Origin of the sequence: Nocardiopsis sp. NPDC006938 (genome assembly GCF_042869555.1) — a bacterium.
Taxonomy (GTDB): Bacteria; Actinomycetota; Actinomycetes; order Streptosporangiales; family Streptosporangiaceae; genus Nocardiopsis.
The window spans coordinates 411,722-433,537 of the sequence record NZ_JBIAGA010000004.1 but is presented as its reverse complement, the minus strand read 5'-3'; the positions used below and the strand labels follow the sequence as shown (position 1 = coordinate 433,537).

25 protein-coding genes are annotated in these 21,816 nt (G+C 72.4%); 13 read left to right on the top strand and 12 right to left on the bottom strand.

Annotated elements, in window-relative coordinates; translation table 11 throughout:
• Window positions 1–104: 104 nt before the first annotated feature.
• The 3 genes from ACFYL4_RS09505 to ACFYL4_RS09495 form a co-directional block, all read right to left on the bottom strand.
• The gene (locus ACFYL4_RS09505) at window positions 105–230 is read right to left on the bottom strand and encodes a hypothetical protein (RefSeq protein ID WP_387517783.1); all 126 of its coding nucleotides are present in this window, start codon (window positions 228–230) and stop codon (window positions 105–107) included.
• Window positions 231–718: 488 nt separating this feature from the next.
• The gene (locus tag ACFYL4_RS09500; protein WP_387517781.1) at window positions 719–1,264 is read right to left on the bottom strand and encodes a M23 family metallopeptidase; all 546 of its coding nucleotides are present in this window, start codon (window positions 1,262–1,264) and stop codon (window positions 719–721) included.
• A gap of 373 nt (window positions 1,265–1,637) precedes the next feature.
• Window positions 1,638–2,288, bottom strand: a complete 651-nt coding sequence (locus tag ACFYL4_RS09495) for an HNH endonuclease family protein (RefSeq protein WP_387517779.1) — start codon at window positions 2,286–2,288, stop codon at window positions 1,638–1,640.
• A 181-nt stretch (window positions 2,289–2,469) separates the two neighbouring features.
• On the opposite strand from ACFYL4_RS09495, the gene ACFYL4_RS09490 reads away from it, so the two are divergent.
• A complete protein-coding gene (locus ACFYL4_RS09490; protein ID WP_357761998.1) occupies window positions 2,470–2,970 on the top strand; it encodes a GNAT family N-acetyltransferase in 501 nt (166 codons plus the stop codon).
• Between the two features lie 72 nt (window positions 2,971–3,042).
• On the opposite strand, the gene ACFYL4_RS09485 is transcribed toward ACFYL4_RS09490, so the two are convergent.
• Window positions 3,043–4,803 carry a hypothetical protein gene (locus tag ACFYL4_RS09485; protein ID WP_387517777.1) on the bottom strand — a complete coding sequence of 587 codons (1,761 nt, stop codon included), beginning with the start codon at window positions 4,801–4,803 and terminating at the stop codon, window positions 3,043–3,045.
• A gap of 175 nt (window positions 4,804–4,978) precedes the next feature.
• Between ACFYL4_RS09485 and bioB the strand changes: the two genes are divergently transcribed.
• Window positions 4,979–6,049 (top strand): biotin synthase BioB, encoded by a 1,071-nt coding sequence (gene bioB, locus ACFYL4_RS09480; RefSeq protein ID WP_387517775.1) that lies wholly within the window; start codon window positions 4,979–4,981, stop codon window positions 6,047–6,049.
• A 182-nt stretch (window positions 6,050–6,231) separates the two neighbouring features.
• On the opposite strand, the gene ACFYL4_RS09475 is transcribed toward bioB, so the two are convergent.
• Window positions 6,232–7,356 (bottom strand): NAD(P)/FAD-dependent oxidoreductase, encoded by a 1,125-nt coding sequence (locus ACFYL4_RS09475; protein ID WP_387517773.1) that lies wholly within the window; start codon window positions 7,354–7,356, stop codon window positions 6,232–6,234.
• Window positions 7,357–7,500: 144 nt separating this feature from the next.
• Here ACFYL4_RS09475 and ddaH point away from each other — a divergent pair, with 144 nt between their 5' ends.
• From ddaH to ACFYL4_RS09450, 5 genes are all read left to right on the top strand, one after another.
• The gene (gene ddaH / locus ACFYL4_RS09470; protein ID WP_387517770.1) at window positions 7,501–8,298 is read left to right on the top strand and encodes a dimethylargininase; all 798 of its coding nucleotides are present in this window, start codon (window positions 7,501–7,503) and stop codon (window positions 8,296–8,298) included.
• A gap of 78 nt (window positions 8,299–8,376) precedes the next feature.
• Complete coding sequence (locus ACFYL4_RS09465) at window positions 8,377–8,709, top strand: hypothetical protein (protein ID WP_387517768.1); 333 nt, start codon at window positions 8,377–8,379, stop codon at window positions 8,707–8,709.
• Between the two features lie 12 nt (window positions 8,710–8,721).
• Entirely contained in the window at window positions 8,722–9,714 is a 993-nt protein-coding gene (locus tag ACFYL4_RS09460) for a helix-turn-helix transcriptional regulator (RefSeq protein ID WP_387517766.1), read from the top strand.
• A gap of 71 nt (window positions 9,715–9,785) precedes the next feature.
• Window positions 9,786–10,169 (top strand): DUF2784 domain-containing protein, encoded by a 384-nt coding sequence (locus ACFYL4_RS09455; protein ID WP_387517764.1) that lies wholly within the window; start codon window positions 9,786–9,788, stop codon window positions 10,167–10,169.
• A gap of 103 nt (window positions 10,170–10,272) precedes the next feature.
• On the top strand, window positions 10,273–11,196 hold the full coding sequence (locus tag ACFYL4_RS09450; protein ID WP_387517762.1) for a GNAT family N-acetyltransferase: 924 nt from the start codon (window positions 10,273–10,275) through the stop codon (window positions 11,194–11,196).
• On the opposite strand, the gene ACFYL4_RS09445 is transcribed toward ACFYL4_RS09450, so the two are convergent.
• The gene (locus ACFYL4_RS09445; protein WP_387517760.1) at window positions 11,193–12,191 is read right to left on the bottom strand and encodes a Gfo/Idh/MocA family protein; all 999 of its coding nucleotides are present in this window, start codon (window positions 12,189–12,191) and stop codon (window positions 11,193–11,195) included. The two genes, ACFYL4_RS09450 and ACFYL4_RS09445, sit on opposite strands and share 4 nt — an antisense overlap.
• A gap of 125 nt (window positions 12,192–12,316) precedes the next feature.
• On the opposite strand from ACFYL4_RS09445, the gene ACFYL4_RS09440 reads away from it, so the two are divergent.
• Window positions 12,317–12,700 (top strand): hypothetical protein, encoded by a 384-nt coding sequence (locus ACFYL4_RS09440; RefSeq protein WP_387517758.1) that lies wholly within the window; start codon window positions 12,317–12,319, stop codon window positions 12,698–12,700.
• A gap of 21 nt (window positions 12,701–12,721) precedes the next feature.
• Here the strand turns inward: ACFYL4_RS09440 and ACFYL4_RS09435 are convergent, their stop codons facing one another.
• The 3 genes from ACFYL4_RS09435 to ACFYL4_RS09425 all read right to left on the bottom strand — a co-directional run bounded on the left by ACFYL4_RS09435 (window position 12,722) and on the right by ACFYL4_RS09425 (window position 15,862).
• Window positions 12,722–13,693, bottom strand: a complete 972-nt coding sequence (locus tag ACFYL4_RS09435) for a DUF4097 domain-containing protein (protein WP_387517756.1) — start codon at window positions 13,691–13,693, stop codon at window positions 12,722–12,724.
• A gap of 64 nt (window positions 13,694–13,757) precedes the next feature.
• Window positions 13,758–14,465 (bottom strand): response regulator, encoded by a 708-nt coding sequence (locus tag ACFYL4_RS09430; RefSeq protein ID WP_387517754.1) that lies wholly within the window; start codon window positions 14,463–14,465, stop codon window positions 13,758–13,760.
• The gene (locus ACFYL4_RS09425; protein WP_387517752.1) at window positions 14,453–15,862 is read right to left on the bottom strand and encodes a histidine kinase; all 1,410 of its coding nucleotides are present in this window, start codon (window positions 15,860–15,862) and stop codon (window positions 14,453–14,455) included. Before ACFYL4_RS09425 ends, ACFYL4_RS09430 begins: the two co-directional genes overlap by 13 nt.
• A 138-nt stretch (window positions 15,863–16,000) precedes the next feature.
• Here ACFYL4_RS09425 and ACFYL4_RS09420 point away from each other — a divergent pair, with 138 nt between their 5' ends.
• Window positions 16,001–16,744: a (2Fe-2S)-binding protein gene (locus tag ACFYL4_RS09420; protein WP_387517750.1), complete on the top strand. Its 744-nt coding sequence runs from the start codon at window positions 16,001–16,003 to the stop codon at window positions 16,742–16,744.
• Between the two features lie 47 nt (window positions 16,745–16,791).
• Here the strand turns inward: ACFYL4_RS09420 and ACFYL4_RS09415 are convergent, their stop codons facing one another.
• Entirely contained in the window at window positions 16,792–17,391 is a 600-nt protein-coding gene (locus ACFYL4_RS09415) for a TetR/AcrR family transcriptional regulator (RefSeq protein ID WP_387517748.1), read from the bottom strand.
• Window positions 17,392–17,553: 162 nt separating this feature from the next.
• Here ACFYL4_RS09415 and ACFYL4_RS09410 point away from each other — a divergent pair, with 162 nt between their 5' ends.
• Window positions 17,554–18,411, top strand: a complete 858-nt coding sequence (locus ACFYL4_RS09410) for an NAD(P)H-binding protein (protein WP_387517746.1) — start codon at window positions 17,554–17,556, stop codon at window positions 18,409–18,411.
• Window positions 18,412–18,457: 46 nt separating this feature from the next.
• Here the strand turns inward: ACFYL4_RS09410 and ACFYL4_RS09405 are convergent, their stop codons facing one another.
• Window positions 18,458–18,940 (bottom strand): VOC family protein, encoded by a 483-nt coding sequence (locus ACFYL4_RS09405; RefSeq protein ID WP_357762045.1) that lies wholly within the window; start codon window positions 18,938–18,940, stop codon window positions 18,458–18,460.
• A 150-nt stretch (window positions 18,941–19,090) separates the two neighbouring features.
• Here ACFYL4_RS09405 and ACFYL4_RS09400 point away from each other — a divergent pair, with 150 nt between their 5' ends.
• From ACFYL4_RS09400 to ACFYL4_RS09390, 3 genes are all read left to right on the top strand, one after another.
• Window positions 19,091–19,519, top strand: coding sequence for a helix-turn-helix domain-containing protein (locus ACFYL4_RS09400; RefSeq protein WP_387517744.1), 429 nt, complete (start codon window positions 19,091–19,093; stop codon window positions 19,517–19,519).
• A complete protein-coding gene (locus ACFYL4_RS09395) occupies window positions 19,516–19,929 on the top strand; it encodes a DUF4180 domain-containing protein (RefSeq protein WP_387517742.1) in 414 nt (137 codons plus the stop codon). Before ACFYL4_RS09400 ends, ACFYL4_RS09395 begins: the two co-directional genes overlap by 4 nt.
• A gap of 98 nt (window positions 19,930–20,027) precedes the next feature.
• A complete protein-coding gene (locus ACFYL4_RS09390; RefSeq protein ID WP_387517740.1) occupies window positions 20,028–20,831 on the top strand; it encodes a class I SAM-dependent methyltransferase in 804 nt (267 codons plus the stop codon).
• A 34-nt stretch (window positions 20,832–20,865) separates the two neighbouring features.
• On the opposite strand, the gene ACFYL4_RS09385 is transcribed toward ACFYL4_RS09390, so the two are convergent.
• A complete protein-coding gene (locus tag ACFYL4_RS09385) occupies window positions 20,866–21,771 on the bottom strand; it encodes an alpha/beta hydrolase (RefSeq protein ID WP_357762056.1) in 906 nt (301 codons plus the stop codon).
• Window positions 21,772–21,816: the final 45 nt, after the last annotated feature.

The window sequence follows — 21,816 nt, the reverse complement described above, 5'->3', positions numbered from 1 at the left end:
AAGACGATGAGCGACGGTCAGCCCGGGTTTGGCTGTCCGAGCTTCATCGGCGCAGCGAGAGGCAGCCTGGCCACGCGAGCGCGGAATGATCCACAAAACGGGCCCTAGTCCTGCGCGTCGGTTTCCTCAGTCGACTGGGTCGCTTCGACCTGCTGGAGTTCGCGCTCCTCCAGGTCCGTCAGGCGGTTGTGGGGACCGCCGCCGACTGATTCCCACGTTCGGATACCCATTGTTGCCATCCCTGTTCGCTCGGTCGCCATTCTGGCGTTGAGGGGAATACCCCAGCCTCGCTGGGACACAAACACGGCCGAGTGGTATCGGGGGAATATGATGTTTGCGTGAAGGGGCGGCGAATAGGGTGACCTAGGCATAACCTTCGCCGTGTCGCCCGAGGGATGACCAGTCGCTTCCGGACCCGAGGTACGCGGTGGACGAGGCGTCCGCGGGCCGGCCGGAGCGGGGTGCGGAGGCAGCCCTTTCCCAGGTCCGGGGGCACATGGGTGGTGCGCGTGTGACCCACAGTGGCGGAATCGCCTCCTTGGGTCACTATCGCGACGCGTCGCGGGCACGTGTCGGACCGCACCGGAACGCGGCGAGAAACCCCCGCCGCCCGCCGCGTCTCCCATGCGTCATCTCCCACCCGGCCGCCCGCGTGCCCGCGGAACGACGAACGGGCGGCTCGGGTCCTTGGGACCCGCGCCGCCCGTGAACCGGGACGTCAGCAGCCGGTGCTGCTGGTGATGGTGGTGTTGCCGTAGTAGCGGATGGCCACGCCGTTGAGGACCGCGCGGACCACGGTGCCGTTGACGCGCTGTTCGTAGTGCAGGTGCGGGCCGGTCGAGCCGCCGGTGCTGCCGACCTTGCCGATGACGGTGCCGGTGCTCACCCGGGTACCGACCGAGACCGACTGGGAGTTGAGGTGCGCGTACAGGGTCGTCACGCCGCTGCCGTGGTCGACCACGATGTACTTGCCGTAGCTGGTGTTGCCCCGGTCGGCGACCGTGGTCACGGTGCCGGCGGCGCTGGAGCGCACGTTCTGGTTGAGGGCGGGCGAGCGCTGGAAGTCGACCGAGAGCTGCGGGTTGTGGTTGGTGCGGGTGTTGGCGTTCCACACCTGGCCGCAGTCGAAGGGTGTGCGCAGGTTGACGGAGGCGAGCGCCTGTTCGCTCGCCCCGGCGCCGACCGGGAGGAGGACGACGGTGAGCAGCGCCGCGGACAGCAGGGCGCCCAGACGTCGGAAGAGGGTGAAGCGGGGGAGTTTCACGGGGGTCCCTTCCTCGCGGAATCGGGGGTGCGAGAACTACCCGGGCTCGATACCCGCGTGGGCGACCGCACTCACGAGCCGCCGTCGTCTTCGCCCTCTTTCTCGGCGACCGGCCCGGGCGGTGACCGGGTGGCCCGGATCGACCGGGGAGGGAAGGGGAGATGACCTCGGAGGTCTCGCCCTCTCGGTTCGTGGAAACCCGCCGAAAGGCCTGTTCGTATAAGGACACGGGCATTCACGGAACAAGCCCCACCGCCCCCATGAGCCACCGGAGACGTACGCACGAACCGGAATCCGGGCAGGACCGAAAACGGTCCGGACACACGACGCGGGCCCCGGGGAATCCGGGGCCCGCGTCAGAGGCGTGTGGGGGTCAGGGAGCCGGGGTGGTCTCCACGACCGCGTCCGGGCAGTCCTGCGCCACGGTGTTCAGCGCCTCGCGCTCGGCCTCGTCCACGGTGAGGCCCCAGCGGGTCTTCACGGTGGTCCACTCCGTGACGTACCGGCAGTGCGTGTCGGCCGCCGGCGGCAGCCACTGCGACGGGTCCTTGTCCGCCTTGGAGCGGTTGGACGACGCGCTGACCGCGACGAGCGCGACCGGCTCGTCCAGGTCGTTGGCGTAGGCCTGGCGGCGCTGGGTGCTCCACTGCGAGGCGCCGGAGTCCCAGGCCTCGGCCAGCGGCACCATGTGGTCGATGTCCAGGGCCCGGGCCTCGGTGAAGGAGCGGTCGTCGTAGTAGGAGTACCACTCGCCACCGCTCAGGCGGCAGCGCTCACCGACCTCGGGAGCGGTGACGGCCTCCTCCAGGAGCACCTCCGCGCGGGTGTTGCAGCCGTTCCGGTCGGCGTCCGTCCAGTGCGGGAAGAGGCTTCGGTCGTAGCCCTCGCGCGACTCCTCGGCCACGGTGAGGGCCTCGATCGCCTCGGTCAGGGGTGTGGGGGCCTGGGCGTGCGCTGTGGAGGGCGCCAGGAGGAACACGGCGGCGAACGGGAGGGCGGCGAGGACGGCCGGGCTTCGGAGCATGCGAACGGACCTTTCGTTGGGAGTCACCGAACGTGATGATCGTGGGTGGGGTGCTCGCGGGGCAATCCGACACCCCGCGCACGCGGTGGTGTCGGAAATCCCAGGGCTGAGGGCTATGGGGGGCGAAATCACCGCACGACGGATCGAAGGCGAACCACCGACCGGCCGATACTCTGGGTGCATGATCGTCCGGAGCGCCACCGGTGACGACGGGCCCGCGATCAGCGATCTCATGATCCGGGCCGCACCGCACTTCGACACCAAGGGCTACCCCGATCGGCTGCTGCCTCCCGGAATGGTGGTCCTGGTCGCGGAGGAGGCGGGCCGGGTGGTGGGCTGGCTGGAGGCGGTTCTCGACTGGGCCTACACCGGACCCGGCGCGCCCGCTCCCCCGCCGCACGGGTACGTGCTCGCCGTCGTCGTGGACCCCGCGTGGCGTCGGCGCGGAATCGGGTGCGCCCTGCTGGACCGGTACGTGCGCGAGGCGCGTGAGAACGGGGTCCGGTGGGTGTTCCTGCTTCCGGAGGGCGGTGAGGGGACGCAGGGCAGGCTGGCGTTCTTCCGCGCCGCCGGGTTCACCCCGCTACCGGCCACCGGCGACCCCCTGCCGCCCATGGGGCGCTGGACGTGCCCGGAGCGGGACCCGCGCCGTCCGTCGCCCAGGAGACGTCCTCCGACGTGAGCCGGCGGCGCCGTCGCGGCCCTGTTGCCCAGGCAGGGGTGCGCACCGGTTCGGGCGGTCCCGGTCGGTCCCTCAGCCGAGGGCCGCGACCAGCCCGTCCCCCGCCGGTGTCAGAAGAAGGACCGAGCCCGGGACCGCCAGCGGCAGGGGCGCGCCCTCCAGTTCCATGCGCGTCAGGGCGGGGGAGGTGACCTCGTGGTGCGGGCTGCCGTCCCATGGGTGGACCAGGACGGTGGCGCCGTTCACCGCGTGCACCACCGCGTCGGTCAGGGGTTCGGTGTGGGCCGCGGACGGTGGCCGCTCCAGCGCCACCGGAGCGGTCTCCCGCAGCAGGCGCCCGTCCCAGGCGCGTTCCTCGAACCACACCCGCACGTCCTCCGGCGCGACCTCGGATCGCGTGCCCTCCGTGCCCGGCGTCCACACGGTGTTCACGTAGGAGTCCGCGCCGAAGTCGACCAGGACACGCCCCCCATGCACCGTCGCCCCCTCCAGCGGTTCCCCCTCGCCCGGTGCGGTGCCGTCCCCCGGGTGCAGGACCGTGCCGTCCGCCGCGTCCACGTAGGGACCACCCTCGAAGGCGACGGCGTCACCGGCCCAGGAGCCGGTGTGCGGTGTCGGCCCGAGGGAGACCGCGGTGACCGGTACGGGAAGATCCACCCCTCCGCCCGCACGGAGTTCCGTTCCCGGGCCCGGGTGGTCGACGCTCCACAGCCGCTCACCGGTCGTGGAGTCCAGACCCACCAGCCGGGGCGCTGCCCGGACATCGCCCTCCAGGGGGTCGGTCAGGCCCTCCGCGCACAACAGCGCGACCACGACGGTGTCGCCGACGGCCACCACGCCCTCGTCGTCCAGCCGTTCCCGGCCGCCCGCCCGGGGTAGGCACCCCTCCTCTCCCCCGTACTCCCAGAGCACGTCGCCGCGATGCGCTCCGAGCTGCCGGACCAGTGCCTCCCCGGAGCTGTCGGCGACGGGGCGGCCGCTGCCCGGCGGTGGGACCACGGGCTCGCCCGTCCGGGTGTCCAGGGTCAGGAAGGCCTCCCGGCCGGGCAGCAGCACGTCCACGATCTCGCCTCCGGCCCGCACCACGACCTCCGGCGGCTCCCCGCCTGACGTGTAGGACCAGGTCGTCACGTTCCAGCTCTGGTACACCCCGGACACCCCGTCCTCCGCCACCTCGAGCACGCCATGGGCGGTGGGGTGGAGGGCGGACGCGCGCCCCGGGTACGGGGGCTGTGTCCAGACCACCTGACCGACGGTGTCGGGAACACGCGCCTCACCGCCGGTTCCCGCGGACTCGTGCCCGTAGGGGAGGAGGGTGCCCACCACGAGCCCGACGACCAGGGCCGCCGCCAGTGCGTTCGCCGTCCCGCCCAGGATCGTCCGCCCGGACGCGGCCGGAGGGTGCCCACCGACCACCAGAACGAGGAGGGCGGCGGCGAGCGCCACCCAGGAGGCCGTCAGCCACGCCGTGGTGCCCGGAGCGGACCACACGGGCAACAGCAGGGCGCGCCCCACCACCACGGCACCGTTCAGCGACACCACGAACAGGACCAGGGCCGCCACCCGGGTGAGCGGCCCGAGGATTCCCAGCTCTGCGGGGCCGAGCCCGCGCGCAGCGCGAGCTCCCCCGAGCGAGACGCCCAGCGTGAACAGCGAGGACGCGGCCAGGGCCGCCACCCACACGCGATCCGGGCCGTGCACGAACCGGCCCGCGTCCAGGAACACTCCGACCAGCAACAGCACCGGTGCCAGGACGAGCAGGCCCGTGCCCAGGAGGCGCACCGGGGACGACCAGGGAGCGCCGACCGGCGCTGGGGAGGGGAGTTCGCGCATGGGCGGTACCGTAGCGGCGGCCGCGGCGCCCGGCAGCGCGCTGACCGTATCCGGACACCCCGCTGCCGGAGCCCCGGGCCGCGACGCGTGCGGAGCGGCACAAGACTCACGGCGGATTCTTGGCGGGTTCGGGCACTGCGCGCACCCGCGTCCAGCCCCCAGGATCGTGCCCGTGATGACATTCCACGCTCGCCTGAACGCACTCTCCGACAAGGCCCTCCGGCGCGAGGCCCCCACCCGCGACGAACTCCTGGAGGTGTTGACCGGCTCCGACGACGACCTGATGGACCTGGTGGCCGCCGCCTCACGGGTCCGCCGTCGCTACTTCGGCCGCCGCGTCAAGCTCAACTACCTCGTCAACATGAAGAGCGGCCTGTGCCCCGAGGACTGCACCTACTGCTCCCAACGCCTGGGGTCCCGGGCCGAGATCGTCAAGTACACCTGGCTCAAACCCGACCAGACCCGTGAGGCCGTCGCGCACGGTGTACGGGCCGGGGCCAGCCGGGTGTGCCTGGTGGCCAGCGGGCGCGGGCCCACCGACCGCGACGTGGACCGCCTCGCCCCGGCGGTGGCCGGGATCAAGGAACAGCACCCCGGGGTCGAGGTGTGCGCCTGCCTCGGCCTGCTCTCGGAGGGGCAGGCCGACCGGCTCCGCGACGCCGGGGTCGACGCCTACAACCACAACCTCAACACCTCGCGGGAACGCTACTCCGACATCTGCACCACACACGAGTTCGCCGACCGGGTCGACACGGTCGAACGGGCCAAGCACGCGGGGCTGTCGCCCTGCTCCGGGCTGATCGCGGGTATGAAGGAGTCCGACGACGACCTCGTCGACGCCCTGTTCGCCCTGCGTGACCTGGGCCCGGACTCGGTGCCGGTCAACTTCCTCATGCCGTTCGACGGTACGCCCCTGGAAGGCACGTGGGAGCTGACCCCGCAGCGCTGCCTGCGCGTCCTGGCCGCCACTCGGTTCGTCTTCCCCGACGTGGAGGTGCGGCTGGCCGGGGGGCGCGAGATCCACCTGCGCTCCCTCCAACCGCTGGCGCTGCACATCGCCAACTCGATCTTCCTCGGCGACTACCTCACCAGCGAGGGGCAGGCGGGCCGCGACGACCTGGAGATGATCGCCGACGCCGGGTTCGTCGTGCAGGGCGCGGGCGAGCCCACCCTCCCGGCCGAGCGCCACGACCTCCTGCGCGCCCGCAGGCGTGGCGCGGGAACGGATCTGCCTCCCAACGCCTGACCAGGGCGCGACCCGCCGGTGCGGGGCGGGACCGGGGACCCCCCGGGCGCCGCCCCGGCGGCCGGGGGCCGGGGCCAGAGAAGGGCACCGGGGTCAGAGAAGTCGTCTCTGTGCCCGGGCCGTGCGGTCCGCCGTCGCGGAGGGCCTCCCCCCGCCGGCGCCCTGGTGCCCCCGCCCGGGGTTCAGGCCACAGAGGGGTGCTGGGGGCGGTCGGGGACGAACGCGGACAGGTCCGGCCCCGGGTCCTCCCCCATCGCCAGGCGGGCCGCCACCACCCCCTGGAACGGGCCGAAGGTGAGCCCCTCCGACCCCAGCCCCGTGGCGACCAGCACACCGGGCAGCCGTTCCACGGGCCCGAGCAACTGCTGGCCGTCGTGGGTGCCGGGCCTGAACCCCACGCGGGTCTCCACCACGCTCGCCTCGGCCAGCTCCGGGAGGAGCTCCAGCGCCGACGACAGGTTGTGCAGCAGGCCGGAGGCGGTCACCCTGCGGTCGAACCCCGCCTCGGGCTCACTGGTGGCACCGGTGACCACCCGGTCGGGGCCGAAGGCGCTCACGTAGTGGTCGAGTTCGCCGAACCGCACCACCGGCCACGGGCGGGTGTCCCGCCCCGGGAGCGCGAAGTGGGTCACCTGTCCGCGTACCGGGCGCACCCCCAGGTCGACCCCGGCCACGGACAACAGCCCCGCCGACCACGCCCCGGCGGCCACGATCACCGTCCGGGCTTCCAGGTCCTCCGTGCCCACCCGGACCCCGGTGACCCTGTGGCCGTTCCACAGCAGCCGGGAGTCGCCCTTGTAGTAGCGGAGTCCCCGCTCCCCGGCGGCGTCGAACAGGGCGGACCGCACCCGGCGCCCGTCGATCCGGGCCATGCCCTCCACCCGCACCCCCGAGTAGGCTTCGGGCATCAGGGGGAAGAGGTCTCTGGGCTCCCCCTCGGACAGCCGTTCCACACGGCCCATGGTGGCGAACTCGGGTCGTTGGGAGAGCGTGCTGAGCAGTTCGTACCCGGAGTCCCCGCCCTCGCGGTCCACGGACAGGCCGCCGACCACCTCGTACCCGGTGCTCTGCCCGTCCTCGGCCAGCTCCGCCATGAGCTCGGGGTAGTGCGCGGCGGCGCGGGCCTTGAAGCCCCACACCGGCGGCGCGTCCCAGGGGAACGGCCACGGGAACACGACCCCCGTCCCGGCCGCCGTGGCCTGCCCCAGGTGGGAGGCGTCCACCAGCGCGGTGGACACCCCCTTCTTCGTCAGGTGGAAGGCCGCGCTGGCCCCCACGATCCCGCCGCCGACAACGATCACGTCCATATGTCCACCCTGCCCTGACCTGCGCCGACGAACAAGCCGTTCGGTCCGCGTGCCGGTCCTCCAAACGGGGTAGGGAGTGGCGATACGCTGCGGCTCCCCTCATGGGAGCCCGGCCTCCCGGTCCCCTGATCCCCTGGAGTTCGCATGGACGGTTTCAGCACCTTCGGCGTCGCCCTGATGCGCCGCCCCGGTCCCCGACTGGCCGACGGCATCGTCACCCATGTCGCCCGTACCCCGGTCGACCCGGTGTTGGCGGCCCGCCAGTACACGATCTATCAGGAGACGCTGGCCTCGGCCGGGTGGCGTGTGCACGAGGTGGACGCGGCGCCCGACCTCCCGGACTCGGTGTTCGTGGAGGACCCCCTGGTGGTGTGTGAGGACCTGGCCGTCCTGACCCGGCCGGGGGCGAAGGCGCGCCGGGGCGAGGTCGAGGGTGTGGAGGCCACGGTCCGCGCCCTGGGACTGCGGGTGGTACGGATCGAGGAGCCCGGGACCCTCGACGGAGGCGACGTCCTCCAGGTCGGGGAGGACGTGTACGTCGGGATCGGGGAGCGCACCGACGAGGAGGGCGCCCGGCAGCTCGAACGCCACCTGGCGCCGCTGGGCCGCAAGGTCCGCCGGGTACGGCTGGGGCGGGCCCTGCACCTGAAGTCGGCGGTGACGGCCCTGCCGGACGGCACCCTGGTGGGCCTGCCCGAGCTGGTGGACACCGCCGCGCTGCCGCCGGTGCGCCCCGTCGCCGAGGAGCCCGGAGCGCACGTGCTGCCCCTGGGCGGCCGCGACGTGCTGGTCAGCGCCGCCGCCCACGAGACCATCCACCAGTTGGCCGCCGACCACTGGCGGGTACTGCCGGTCGACATCTCCGAGTTCGAGAAGTTGGAGGCCTGCGTCACCTGCCTGAGCGTGCTGGTTCCCGACCACCCCGCACCGACGGCCACCTGACCGGGGCCGGACCGCACCCGCGCGGAGCCCTGCCCCGGTCACCGTCCGGGGCGGGTCGCACGGAAGGTGCGTCGGTAGGTGTCGGGCGCGACCCCGAGCACGGTGTCGAAGTGGCGGCGCAGGGTGGCCGCGCTGCCTGTGCCGGTACGGGTTGAGCCTCAGGGCGCGCACCCCGTGGTCGGCGAGTTCGACGATGCGCTCGTCGGGGGTGTCGTGCGGGACCTGGGTGACGCCGACGAATCCGGGGCCCAGCTCCCGCAGCGCGTGGAGCAGGCACCCCTGGTCGAACCCCTGGAACGAACCGGAGACGACCGCGCCGCCCACGACCCCGAGCGCGTCCACCCGCCGCCAGTACCGCCGCGCGGGGAACCCGGTCAGGAGTGGAGGACGGAAACCGACCTCCACTCCTGACACACTCGGGGCATGAAGTCGACATCGGCCCGGCTGCTCCAGCTCCTGTCCCTCCTCCAGACCCGCAAGGACTGGCCGGGAGCCGACCTCGCTGACCGGTTGGGGGTCAGCCCCCGCACCGTTCGCCGCGACGTGGAGCGCCTGCGCGATCTCGGGTATCCGATCCAGGCGACCATGGGCACCGGTGGGGGCTACCAGCTGGGGGCGGGCGCCGCGCTGCCTCCGCTGCTCCTGGACGACGACGAGGCGGTGGCGGTCGCGGTCGGGCTGCGCACCGCCGCGCAGGGCGGTGTCTCCGGGATCGAGGAGACCTCGGTGCGGGCCCTGGCCAAACTCCTCCAGGTGTTGCCCTCCCGGCTGAGGCGCCGCGTGGACGCGCTGGGCACCTTCACCGTGCCGATGCCGGGCGAGGGCCCCACGGTCGACTCGCGGACCCTCACACTCGTGGCGGCGGCGTGCCGCGACAGCGAGGTGCTGCGCTTCGACTACGAGCGCCACGACGGCACGACCGCGCGCCGGACCGCGGAGCCGCACCGGCTGGTCTCCCGGGGGCGGCGCTGGTACCTCGTGGCCTGGGACACCGGCCGCGACGACTGGCGCACCTTCCGGGTCGACCGCATGCGCCCGCTCACCCCCACGGGTCCGCGGGTGCCCCCTCGTGAGGCACCCGAGGGCGGTGTGGCCGGGTACCTGGCCGACCGCATGAGCCTGCACATGTGGCCGATCAAGGCGCGGGTGCGGCTGGGTGTGTCCGCCGAGACCGCCATGGAGGGCCCGGCGGCTCGCCACGGCGTCGTCGAGGCGGTGGACGAGCACTCCTGCGTCCTGCTGTGCGCGGGCGAGGACCTGGTCGGCATGGCCTGTTACCTGGCCATGCTCGACGTCGACATGTGGGTCGAGGAGCCCGTGGAGCTGCGTGAGGAGATGGTCCGGTTGGGCGACCGCCTCACGCGTACGGGAGCCCGTGGGCGCCCGGTCCGGGAGGGCGGCGGCCCGGGCGCATGAGTACGGGTGCTCACCGGTGGTGGGTACCCGCACCGATGTCCGGCGGTCCCCTTCCGGCCTAGGTTCGCGGTATGCCCCTCCTGATCGGCCACATCGCGATGGTCCTCCACTACCTGTTCTTCGCCTACGTCGTTCTCGGCGGCTTCCTCGCCTGGAGGTGGCCGCGGCTGTTCTGGCCGCACCTGCTGGTGGCCGTCTACGCGCTGGGGATCGTCATCGTCGGGTGGTCGTGCTTCCTCACCGAGGTCGAGAACTGGTCGCGGGAGCGGACCGGGCGCGCGGTGATGGAGAACGGGTTCATCGACTTCCACATCACGGGCGTCCTGTACCCGGCGCAGTACCTGGTGGCCTCGCGGTTCGTGATCGCGGGCGTGATCGGCTGCGCCTACGCGGGGGTCGCGTGGAACCGGTACCGGCGGCGGTCGGGCGTCTCCCCTGTCCCGGTGTCCGGGTAGTCCCGGGAACCTCCAGTTGGGTCAAGTCGGCCCGAGAACGCCACAAAGCCGCTACGTTAAGGAGTCGTTTACTTTCGTAGAGTAATGAAAGTGGGGCTTCCGCGTGCCCGACCAGATTCGACACCACAGCCTGGAACTGCGCGAACTCAGTGTCGCGCCCACCATCCGCCCGCTCCGGCCCGGCTACCGTGTCGCCCGCTGGGACGACCCCACATCCCTGGCACCCGCGTGCCGGGCACGGCTCCACCACACGCTGCGCGACCTGGCCGCCCGCGCCTTCGGCGCCGACCACTCCGGGTACTGGCACGCGAGGATGGCCTCCGGGTTCTTCGACCAGATCTCCTCGCTCGCGCTCATCCTCGGCCCGGACGGAGTCCCCGTCGGCTGGGGCGGCTACCACCGCCGCCGCTTCGCCGCCCGCCACGCCCTGTACCTGGACGCCGCCGGAGTGGTGCCCGCCCACCGCAGGTCCGGACTCTCCGCCGCGCTAATGACGCACTTCCTCAACCGCGAGGTCCTCGCCCACCCCCTGTCCAGCACCTACGTCGTCCTGCGCACGCGCCACCCCGCCGTCTACGCGGGCTGGCGCAAGGGCCTGGGCCCGGCCCGGGTCTTCCCCCGACAGGACCGTCCCGTGCCCGGTCTGGTCCAGCGGATCGCCGCCGACGCCGCCGAATGGCTCGGAGACGGCCCCGGCCTGGACCCCGAGTCCCTGCTGGTCCGCGACGCCTACCGCATGTTCGACGGCGAGATCTACGGGGTGGCCCCCCGCAGCGGCGACCCCGTACTGGACGCCCGTTTCGCCCGTGAGGTCGGCCCCAAGGACGCGGTCCTGGTCGTGGCCCGCATGGGGGCGCTCCCCCTGGCACGGTTCGCGCTGGGCCGCGCCCTGACCTCTCGGCCGCGCCCCGCACACGCCACCCGGGGCCGGACCGCGCCGGGCAGGCCGACGCGCGACGACTTCGCCGTCCGCGCCACCCCCACCGGAGCGGGGGCGGGCGGGCTCATCCCCGGGGGACGGTTCTAGGGCGTGGACGGGCCGCCCACCAGGGCGCCCACGTCCCTGATCTGGTCCGTGACCCCGGCCAGCCGCAGGCTCTCCGCCCAGGTCATCTCGGAGCTCTCCCGCTCCCCGGCCGCCAGGCAGCGCCCGACCTCCTCGATCTCGTACTCGTAGCCGTTGGCGCGGAAGGGCCGGTGGAACCGCTCCGAAGCGCCGCCCTCCCGGTGCAGGACCAGTTCCGTCGCGGCCCAGAACGACGGGATCTCGATCCACCCGTCCGTCCCGGCGAGCACCGCACGGTTGGGCAGGACGTTGCGCGAAGCGCAGTTCAGGGCGGCGCTCACCCCGTTCTCCCCGTGCACCAGCACGGTGGTCTGGGTGTCGACCATCCGGTCCGGGGACAACTGCCGGGTGGCACCCACCACCGTGAGTTCACCCAGGTACTGCGCCGCAAACGACAGCGGGTACACCCCCAGGTCCATCAGGGCGCCGCCGCCGAGGTCGACGTTGAACAGCCGGTGGTCGGGGTCGTAGGGCACGTTGATCCCGAAGTCCGCCGAGACCGCGCACAGCTCCCCCACCGCACCGTCCGCGACCAGCTCGCGGGCGAGCTTGGAGGCGGGCAGGAAGCGCGACCACAGGGCCTCCATCAGGAAGCGGTCGTTGGCCCGGGCCGCCGCCACCATCTGCGCCACCTGGAGCGCGTTCATCGCCATGGGCTTCTCCACGAGCACGTGCTTGCCCGCGTTCAGCATCAGGAGGGTGTTCGGATGGTGCCAGGGGTGCGGGGTGGCCACGTACACCGCGTCCACGTCGGGATCGGCGGCGAGATCCTCGTAACTCCCGTGGCGGTTCGGCACGCCCCACTCGCGCCCGAACTCCTCCGCCCGGTCACGCGTGCGCGAACCCACCGCCGTGACCCGGGCCGAGGGGACGGCCAGGAGCCCCTTCATGAAGGCGCGGGCGATTCCGCCGGTCCCCACCACGCCCCAGCGCGGCCCACCGTTCTCAAGTGTCATGAGCGCATCCTAAAAAGACGGTCATGTCCGGGTCGAGACGGGGGAGGTCCTCGGATTCGGAGCGCGGGAACCGTACGGTGGCCCAGGAGAGGCCGCGCACGGCCCGGCGCGTGAACGGAGGAGGAATGTCGGAGACACTCGCCCGGAGGTTGGGAGTCGAGCCCGGAGACCGGCTGCTCGTCCTCAACGCCCCGGAACGCTACCTGCGGCTGCTGGACCCCCCGCCCGACCTCCACATCGACCTCGGTCCGGTCGAGGGCGCCGAGTACGACGACCTGCACCTGTTCACCCTGGACCGGGGCACCGTCGACCGGGAGGGACCGCGCGCCCTGGAACTCGCCGGGCCCTCGACCCGCCTGTGGGTGTGCTTCCCCCAGCGGGGCGGCACCATCATCACGGACCTGACCGCCGACGAGGGCTGGGAGACGTTCGTGGACGCGGGGTGGCGCAGCACCGCCCTGGTGCCGATCGACTCCGACTGGGCGGCGCTGCGCTTCGAACGCCGGTAGGTCTGACAGCGTGCCCCGGACCTAGGAACTCACGCGTACCGATCCGCTGGTGGTGGAGACGTCGATGGTGCCGTCGGCTCCGGACCCGGTGGTGACGTCGATGTCGCGCTGCCCGGACACCGAATCACCCTCGACCTCGTACACCCCGTCCGGCACGGTGGCCACGACCTCGCCGCTGACGGTCTCCACCGACAGCAGTTCGAAGGCTTCGGTGGTCCTGATCCTGATCCCGCCGGAGGTCGTGGACGCCTCCAGGGTGGTGAACCCGCCGCCGAACTCCATGGACCCGCTCACCGACTCGGCACGGACCTCCTCGGCGCCGAAGCCCTCGGCGACGACCTCCCCCGAGGTGGTGGAGACGTCCAGCACGGAGCCCGCGCCGGAGGCGGTGATCCGGCCGCTGACGGTGTGGGCCTCCACGGCGCCCTCCACCCCGTCGAGGACGAGGTCGCCCGAGACGGACTCCACCTCGACCGCGCCGACCTGCTCCGTGACGTCCACGGCGCCGCTGGAGGTCTCCACCCTCAGCTCGCCTTCCAGGTTCTCCACGGAGACCAGCCCGCTGACGGTCCGCAGGTCCACACTGGTCCCGGCGGGGACGGTGACGTCGTAGTCCACCGAGCAGGTGTCGAAGAGTCCCAGCCCCGAACAGTCGGCGTCGATCTCCAGGGTGTCCCCCGAGGTCTCGATGTCCTCGTCCGGTTCCGACAGCGGGCTGCCCCGCAGTTTGCGGTCCACCGTGATCCCGCCGTCCTCGCCGCCCCGGAGCACGACCCCGCCGAGGGTGGAGTTGTCGATCTCCAGCGCGTTCACCCCGTCGAAGGAGTCCGCGCGGTCCGACTGGTTGACGGTCATGTTCCCCAGCACCGAGAGCGCGGTGACCACCACCAGTGCCAGCACGAGCACTCCGCCCAGGAACATCCACGGCCCCCTGCGAAAGCCTCCGCGTTCCTTGCTGGAGGAGGCGTACAGGCCCCGTGCCCTGAAAGTCATGTTCTTCCCTTCCTGGAAGGCTCGGCCCTCCCTCTGGTGTGTCCGGTGCCGGATGCGGCGCGGGTCAGTCCCGGTCGGCGCCGCGCAGGTAGCGCAGCACCGCCTGGACCCTGCGGTGGTCGTGGTCGTCCTGACCGAGGTCGAGCTTGGTGAAGATCGATCTGATGTGCTTCTCCACGGCCCGGTCGGTGATGGTGAGCCGGTCGGCGATCCCGGCGTTGTTCAGGCCCTGGGCCATCACCTCCAGGACCTCGCCCTCGCGCGGGGTGAGGCTCTCCAGGGCGCGGTCCCGGTTTCTGCTCAACAGCTGCGAGACCACTTCGGGGTCGATCGCCGCCCCTCCCCCGGCGACCCGGCGCAGCACCCCGAGGAACTCCTCGATATCGGCCACCCGGTCCTTGAGCAGGTAGCCGACCCTCTCCGCGCCGCCGCCGAGCAGGTCGGCGGCGTACCGGCTGACCACGTGCTGGGACAACAGCAGGACCGCCACCCCCGGATGGGTCCGGCGGATGCGTACCGCCGCCTCGATGCCCTCCTCGGAGTACGTGGGCGGCATCCGGATATCGATCAGGCACAGGTCCACGTCGGGGTTCTCGGCCACGGAGGCCATCAGCGCGTCGGCGTCGCCCACCGCGGCGACGATCTCGACCCCAGCGTCCTCCAGCAGCCGAACCATGCCGCTGCGCAGCAGCACGCTGTCCTCGGCGATGATGACGCGCGGTTCCCGCCGCCCGTCGTGTGTGTGGGCCGTGCTCACGGTCACGCCTTCCATGGGATGTTCGCGGTCAGGACGGTGCCCCCGCCGGTCGGGCTGTGGACGTTCAGTTCCCCGTCGACGGCGTCCACGCGGTCCCACAGCCCGTAGAGACCGGTGCCCGCCTCGGGGTCGGCTCCTCCGACCCCGTCGTCGGTCACGGTGACACGCAGCAGCTCCGCCTCGTGGCGCGTGGCGGCGACGTGCTCGACCACCACCGCCACGTGGTCGGCTCCGGCGTGCTTGGCGACGTTGGTCAGCGCTTCACAGACCACGTAGTAGGCCACGCCCTCGGCGCGGGGCGAGGGACGCTCGTGCAGGTCGACGTCGAGTCGGACCGGTACCGGGGAGCGTCCGGCCGCCACCGGCAGGGCCGCACCGAGCCCGTGGTCGGTCAGGACCCGGGGGTGCAGGCCGCGCGCCACCTGGCGCAGGTCGGTCATGACCTCGCGGGACTCCGCCTGCGCCTCGGCGATGAGTTCGCGTGCCCCCTCGGGGTCGTGGGACAGCCGGGCGCGCGCCCGGGTGAGGGTCATGGTGAGCGCGAGCAGCCGTTGCTGGGCGCCGTCGTGCAGGTCGCGTTCGATCCTCCGGCGCTCCGCCTCGGCCTCGTCGACCATGCGCAGGCGGCTGTCCTGCACGTGCAGGAGGCGACGGCGCATGCGGACCTCGGGGGCCTCGAAGAGCAGTAGGCGGTGCAGGAGGACCTCGGTGGAGATCATGTACGGGGCCAGACGCAGCCCGACCACGGCGGCGAGCGGTCCCGCGATGACCAGGACGAGGGGCCCCGTCAGGTCGCCCGGCGAGCCCATCGCCAGGATGTAGGCGACCCCCAGGGACGCGCCGATCGCCGCGGCCCCTCCGCACACCACGAACACCACGACCAGTCCCGCGGCGAAGAGCCCGTGCAGTCCGGCGGCGGTGCTGTAGACGACCATGGTCCACGCCTCCCGGCCGAAGACGAACCGCCACGCTCGGGTCCAGGGGGCGTCGTCGGCCATGGGGTCGGGCGGGTCGGTCTCCACGATGCCGAACACGTTGGCGAGGCGGTCGCGCTGGACCCGGCAGGCCAGCCGGGCCAGGAGGGTGGCGGCGACGGGCAGGGCGACCAGGAATCCCAGCGAGTCCCAGACGATCCGGGAGACGGGGAAGTCGATCCCGAGGTCGGTCCAGGGCAGGTACATCCCCATACCGATCCAGGTGACGACGGTGACCAGCAGTGACACGGGGATCAGGTAGAACAGGGCCAGGGTCATGGAGGTCATCAGGTGCAGGACCTGGACCAGGAGCTGGCGCCGTGCGCTCACGGCCGACTCGGCGGCGAACGGTACCCCGGCCAGGGCCGACAGCCGGGCTCCGACCCGTCCGCCGCCCCGCCGCGCGCCGTGCGCCCGCTGTTCCCGTGTACCGCTCACGGGACCAATCTAGGGATTCGGGGCACCGGGGACGAGGTCAGCAGCACGAGGAACGCGGGTGGTGCCAGCACTACCCGCGTGGTGGCGTGCGGGCCGGGGTGGTGCAGGGTGGTGGTTCGGGTTCGTGGACCGGGGGGCGTGGTGCTGGAACGGGTGTTGGAGGACGTCGGGGACGTCAACGTGTTCTTCCGGGTGCGGGCGGCGCCGTTGGACGGGGGCTGGGAGCCGGTCTCCGGCTGGGCCCGCGCGTCCGGGCGGGAGCGGCTCGCCGCCGAGGTCCACCGGGTGCGGGGCCAGCTCGGGGCGCTCGCCGGCGGCGGGGCCGAGGACGTGGAGTGGCGGGTGGGGGCCTCGCTGTTCCACCAGGGTTTGGCCTCCCGGATGCTCTCTCCCATCCTGGCGGCGGGCCTGTGCCACGGTGCGGGCCTGCGCGCGGACCTGTTGGCGTACCAGCCGGGACGCTCGGGACCACTGGCCCTGGGCACGGCGCAGACCCGTGCCGCCGTGCTGGCGGAGGACGTCGCCGCGGTCGCCGCGTGGCTGGAGGAGACGGTGGTGGAGGGGGTCCTGGCGCGGGTGGAGGAGGCACTGACCGGGCTCGGTCGGATCTCTCCGGGACTGTTGCGGGGCAACACCGGCTCGGCCCTGGCGGGTGCCGCGCGCGCCCTGGGCGCGGCGCGCAGGGACCGGCGCGCGGACGCGGAGGCGGTGGTGCGGGCGCTGCTGGAACGCCCGTGTCTGGCCGGCACCGGCTCCTACACGGGCGTGGACGGCGCGGGAAGGGCGACGCTGCGCAGGACCACGTGTTGCCTGTACTACCGCGTGCCCGGGGGCGGCCTGTGCGGTGACTGCGCCCTTCGTCGTTCACCGGGTGCCCGTTGACCGGGTGGTCCGAGGCCCACCACCGGCCGATGAGGAGGTCGGGTTGGTCAGGCGCCGGACATCCCCCGCGGCGCTCGGATGCCGTCGAGGAGGTAGGCGGTGCGGCGGTCGTAGGCGTCACGGGGCGGCAGCGCACCGTGTTTGAGGGCGAGAGCGTTGTCGACGACGAGCGCGTGCAGGTCGTCCACCGTGAACTCGGGCCGCAGGGCCGCCGAGGCGTGTCCGTCCTCGACGAGTTCTTCGTAGATCTCTCCCGCGGCACGGCAGATGTCCATGAGCTGCCGCGAATGGGGATAGTCCTGTAGCAGGACGTCGTTGGTGGTGGGCTGACGGTACTGGAGGTCGCGGATCGCGGTGAGGTAGTGGTCCATTCGATCCCCGGCGTCGTCCAGGGACCGCGTGTGGTCGATGACGGCGTCGAGCTCGTCGGCGACGACCTCCTGGATGACGGCTTCGATGAGGCCGATCCGGCCGCCGAACCGGTTGAAGATCGTCGCCTTGCTCACTCCCGCCGCCCGGGCCACCTCCTCCAGCGGCACGCTCAGACCCCGCCCCTGGAAGGCGGCGATCGCCGCCCGGCGTATCTGCTCCGCGTTGCGCCGGGCGTCGGCGCGCAGCCGGGGGTTCGCGGGTGTAGCACCGGTCATGGATTCTGCCGCCTCTCGCCACCGCCATAACTTGACTGGCAGAGTCAGCTTATCTACGGTCGTGGGCGGAAGCGAAACTGACCCGGTCGGTCAAGTTATTGGACCGGGCGCCACCAGCTCGGAGGCCGACACGGCACGGGCACGCAAGGAAGGACCGCGAACATGATCGTCGTCACCGGCGCCACTGGCACCCTCAACGGGGGCACAGTCGAACACCTCCTCAGCCGCCTGCCAGCCGAACGGGTCGGTGTGAGTGTGCGGGACCCCGCCAGGGCCCGGCACCTCGCTGAGCGCGGAGTGCGCGTGCGACAGGCCTCTTATGAGGACCCGGCCGCCCTGCGCGCGTCCTTCGCCGGTGCCGACCAGGTGCTCCTGGTGTCCGGGAACGACCCGACGGCCGACATGGTGAGTCTGCACCGCAACGCGATCGAGGCGGCGGTCGCGGCCGGGACCCGGCGGATTCTGTACACGAGTCAACAGGGAGCCGCGTTCGAGGGACCGTACCCCCCGGCGGCCGTCCACGCCGCCACCGAGGAGATCCTCTCCGGTTCGGGGGTCGCCTGGACCTCCCTGCGCTACGGCTTCTTCGGCCACAGTTTCGATGCCGTGCTCGGTCCGTGGCGGGAGACCGGGGTGATCGCGGCTCCGGACGACGGCCCCGTCCCGTGGACCGCCCCCGCCGACCTGTCCGAGGCCACGGCCGCAATCCTCTCCGGCGACCGCTCCTTCGACGGGGCCATGACCCTGGTCGCCGAGGAGGCCGTCACCCTCGACGACTTCGCCGGGATCGTCTCCGCGCTCAGCGGACGCTCCGTCGAACGCGTCGTCGTCGACGACGAGCAGTGGGTCGCGGACCAGGTGGCGCGCGGCATGCCGGAGAGCGCGGCCCGCTTCACGCTCACCATGTTCCGTGCGACGCGGGAGGGGTATTTCGCCGAACGGGACCCGCTGCTGGGCGAACTCCTGGGCCGCGCTCCCCGGAGCGTCGCGGACCAGCTCGCGGCACACATGAGGACCTGAGAAAAACCAGCCCCGGCGTCGAGCGCGCCGGGACTCCCCGGTGGGCTCAGACGCCGTCCGCGGCCCGGCGCACCGCCTCCAGGTCGATCCGGCGCATCGTGAGCATGGCCTGCGTGGCGCGGTACGCGCGCTCGGGTTCGGAGTCCCACACCAGGGAGTCCAGCTCCTCCGGATAGACCTGCCAGGACAGCCCGAAGCGGTCCCGCAGCCAACCACACTGGCTCTCCTCGCCGCCGTCGACGAGCGCGTACCAGTAGTGGTCCGACTCGGCCTGGTCGCGGCAGATGACCTGGAAGGAGACCGCCTCGTCGAAGGTGAACCGGTCCCCGCCGTTGAGCGCGGTGAAGCGTGCCCCGTCCAGTTCGAACTCGACGGTGAGCACGGTGCCCTCGGCGACCGGCATGTCGGGGCCGTAGCGCGTCGTCCTGAGCACACGCGAGTTCTCGAACACGCCGGTGTAGAACTCCGCCGCCTGCTCGGCCTGGTCGTCGAACCACAGACACGGTCTGATGGTGTGCAGGAGCGCCATGGCTCCCCCTCTCCCCCCGTGGATTGCCCTCTCCCCTTCTGTACCCGCTTCTCCCTCGCCGCATCATCTTCCTCAAACTTCCCTAACATCGCGCTTCTTCGCGTACAATGAGGGAATCTCAAGGAAGATAGGCCGTTCGTGAGGAGAGACGTGACCCGGCAGTACTACTCGATCGACCAGGTCGCCGACCTCCTGGGCCTGCACGTGAAGACGGTGCGCGCCTACGTTCGCGAGGGACGCCTGGCGGCCACCCGGATCGGGAAGCAGTACCGCGTCCGCCGCAGTGACCTGGAGGAGTTCACCGGCGGCCCCTTGGCGGAGGAGGCGACGCCGCCCCGGGGAACCCCCCACGCGGAGGCCTCCACCGTCGTGCAGGTCGACGACGTCGACCGCGCCACGGTCGACCGCCTCACCACCCTGCTCACCGTCACCGGACGTCCCGAGGACCGGGGCCGCGTCCACGTGCAGGTCGTGCACGACCCGGAGCGCTCCCGGCTCAAGGTCGTCATCGTGGGCGACCTGGCCTCCACCGCGACCCTGCTGGGCTACGTCGACTCCCTCACGGGAGACCGGTCGTGAGCACGCCGGAACGGTCCGGCCCACACGATCCCGAACAGGAGACCGCACCGATGTCCCTCCCCGAGGTCCACCACCTGGGCGCACACCCGGTCATGCTCTGCCCGGAGCAGGGCCCGCCCCTGCGCGAGGCCGCGGACGTGATCGGGGACGCCTTCCACCACGGGGTCACCTGGGTGGTGGTACCCGCCGAACGCCTCGATGACGACTTCTTCCGCCTGCGCACCGGTGTGGCTGGAGAGTTCCTCCAGAAGTTCGCCAACTACCGCCTGCGCCTGGCCGTGGTCGGGGACGTCTCCCGGCACGTGGCGGCCAGCGACGCCTTCCGCGACCTGGTCCGCGAGTGCGAGCGCGGCACCCAGTGCTGGTTCGTCCCGGATCTGGAGGCTCTGGGCGGACGCCTGGACTCCTGAGCCACCCAGGTTTCGTCTCACTCAGTGAGAAGTGGATCTCGCAGGGGGAGACTCGCGGGTAGGGTCGACCGGAGCCCCCGAGACGAAGGCGGAACGCCATGGCCCGGTACACGCACGGACAGCACCCGATCGTCACCTCCTCCTACCTGTGGCGCGACGCCGAGAACTCGGCCGCCTACGCGCTCTCGGAGGTCCGGCCCGGCCGCTCCCTGCTGGACGTGGGCTGCGGACCCGGCAGCATCACCGTCGACCTCGCCCGCAGGGTCGCGCCGGGGCGTGTCACCGCCGTGGACGCCTCCGCCGAGGCGGTCGAGCGGGCGAGCGCCCACGCGGAGGAGGCCGGTGTGGACAACGTCGACTTCGTGGTCGGTGACGTCCACGCCCTGAACCTGCCCGACGACACCTTCGACGTCGTCCACGCCCACCAGGTCCTCCAGCACGTGGGCGATCCGGTCCGGGCGCTGGCCGAGATGGGCCGTGTCGCCCGGCCGGGCGGGGTGGTGGCCGCCTGCGACAGCGACTACTCCGCGATGCACTGGTACCCGAACCTGCCCGAACTGGACGCGTGGATGGCGCTGTACCAGCGGGTGGCCCGCGCCAACGGCGGCGAACCCGATGCCGGGCGCCACCTGCTGGCCTGGGCGCACGCGGCCGGGTTCACCGAGGTCAGCCATGTCGCGGAGGTATGGAACCACTCCGACCCCGAACGCCGTGCCTGGTGGGGCGGGATGTGGTCGCGCCGCATCCTGGAGTCGACCATGGGCCGGGACGCGGTCGGCCGGGGCATGGCAAGCCAGGACGACCTGGAGTGGATCTCCGCCGGCTGGCGGCGGTGGAGCGAGCACCCCGACGGCGTGTTCGTCATCCCCCGGGGCGCGGTCCTGTGCCGCGTTCCGGGCTGACCCCGTTCCGCGCCCCGCCCACCCGTCGCCCGTCTCACCGCGCGGAGTCCGCGAGCGCGCGCACCTCCTGGGCCACGTTCGGCCAGGTCCGGGCAGGGAGCTCGTGTCCGGCGCCGGGCAGGGGCACCAGACGGGCGCCCCGAACGCGCGCGGCGATCGTCGCGGCGGCGCGCGGCCGGACCAGCGGGTCGTGCGTGCCGTGCAACACCAGCGTCGGCGCCCTGACCTCACTGATCGGCGGCCCGTGCCACTGGGCCCCGATCTGCCTGCTCTGCGCTTCGAGGTCGCGGGCGCCCACGTCGGCCATGGCCTCGAAGCGGGCGCGGGCCGCCCGCTCGTCGAAGGGCTCTCGGGGGCCCGCGCAGAAGCGGGCGATGTTCACGTTCGCCTCGATCGCGCCCTCCCTGGTGTCGGGGAAGCGGATACGGCTGAGCTTGAGGGTGGAGGGCAGGTTCATGTACCGCAGGGTGCCCAGCCCGCCCACGTCGCCGGGGACGGCGCAGGCGGTGGTGAGGGTGCGGACCCGGTCGGGGTGACGCACGGCGACGCGTTGGGCGACGGCCCCGCCCAGGGAGATCCCGAACAGGTGCGCCGAGGGCCACCCCAGGTCGTCCAGTACGGCGACGGTGTCGTCGGTCATGTCCTCGGCGGTGTAGGCGTCGCCGCGCCTGCCCAGCAGGGCGGTCACGGGCATCTTGGTCCGGGTGGGCGGCAGGTGGGTGGACTCCCCGGAGTCGCGCTGGTCGTAGCGGGCGACGGCGAAGCCCTGGTCGGCGAGTGCTCGGCACAGGCCGTCCGGCCACCAGGTCCGGTTGACGGCCAGACCCATGATGAGCAGCAGCGGCTCGCCTTCGGGCGGTGCTTCGACCCAGGAGTCGTGAGCCAGTCGGACGGCGCCGTTACGCGCCCACCTGGTCGGGGTCCACATGTTGGTGTCCATGACGCCTCCCAATACTGCGATCGGTGTTCTCGGTAATAGGATAGG

Excerpts from the sequence above, each read along its gene's own strand:
- ACFYL4_RS09440 (WP_387517758.1), top strand. The coding sequence starts at position 12,317 with ATGTCGGAGACACTCGCCCGGAGGTTGGGAGTCGAGCCCGGAGACCGG.
- ACFYL4_RS09435 (WP_387517756.1), bottom strand. The coding sequence starts at position 13,693 with ATGACTTTCAGGGCACGGGGCCTGTACGCCTCCTCCAGCAAGGAACGC.
- ACFYL4_RS09455 (WP_387517764.1), top strand. The coding sequence starts at position 9,786 with ATGCCCCTCCTGATCGGCCACATCGCGATGGTCCTCCACTACCTGTTC.
- ddaH (WP_387517770.1), top strand. The coding sequence starts at position 7,501 with ATGGACGGTTTCAGCACCTTCGGCGTCGCCCTGATGCGCCGCCCCGGT.
- ACFYL4_RS09475 (WP_387517773.1), bottom strand. The coding sequence starts at position 7,356 with ATGGACGTGATCGTTGTCGGCGGCGGGATCGTGGGGGCCAGCGCGGCC.
- ACFYL4_RS09485 (WP_387517777.1), bottom strand. The coding sequence starts at position 4,803 with ATGCGCGAACTCCCCTCCCCAGCGCCGGTCGGCGCTCCCTGGTCGTCC.
- ACFYL4_RS09430 (WP_387517754.1), bottom strand. The coding sequence starts at position 14,465 with ATGGAAGGCGTGACCGTGAGCACGGCCCACACACACGACGGGCGGCGG.
- ACFYL4_RS09505 (WP_387517783.1), bottom strand. The coding sequence starts at position 230 with ATGGGTATCCGAACGTGGGAATCAGTCGGCGGCGGTCCCCACAACCGC.
- ACFYL4_RS09415 (WP_387517748.1), bottom strand. The coding sequence starts at position 17,391 with ATGACCGGTGCTACACCCGCGAACCCCCGGCTGCGCGCCGACGCCCGG.
- ACFYL4_RS09460 (WP_387517766.1), top strand. The coding sequence starts at position 8,722 with ATGAAGTCGACATCGGCCCGGCTGCTCCAGCTCCTGTCCCTCCTCCAG.
- ACFYL4_RS09385 (WP_357762056.1), bottom strand. The coding sequence starts at position 21,771 with ATGGACACCAACATGTGGACCCCGACCAGGTGGGCGCGTAACGGCGCC.
- ACFYL4_RS09390 (WP_387517740.1), top strand. The coding sequence starts at position 20,028 with ATGGCCCGGTACACGCACGGACAGCACCCGATCGTCACCTCCTCCTAC.
- ACFYL4_RS09445 (WP_387517760.1), bottom strand. The coding sequence starts at position 12,191 with ATGACACTTGAGAACGGTGGGCCGCGCTGGGGCGTGGTGGGGACCGGC.
- bioB (WP_387517775.1), top strand. The coding sequence starts at position 4,979 with ATGACATTCCACGCTCGCCTGAACGCACTCTCCGACAAGGCCCTCCGG.
- ACFYL4_RS09410 (WP_387517746.1), top strand. The coding sequence starts at position 17,554 with ATGATCGTCGTCACCGGCGCCACTGGCACCCTCAACGGGGGCACAGTC.
- ACFYL4_RS09405 (WP_357762045.1), bottom strand. The coding sequence starts at position 18,940 with ATGGCGCTCCTGCACACCATCAGACCGTGTCTGTGGTTCGACGACCAG.
- ACFYL4_RS09490 (WP_357761998.1), top strand. The coding sequence starts at position 2,470 with ATGATCGTCCGGAGCGCCACCGGTGACGACGGGCCCGCGATCAGCGAT.
- ACFYL4_RS09495 (WP_387517779.1), bottom strand. The coding sequence starts at position 2,288 with ATGCTCCGAAGCCCGGCCGTCCTCGCCGCCCTCCCGTTCGCCGCCGTG.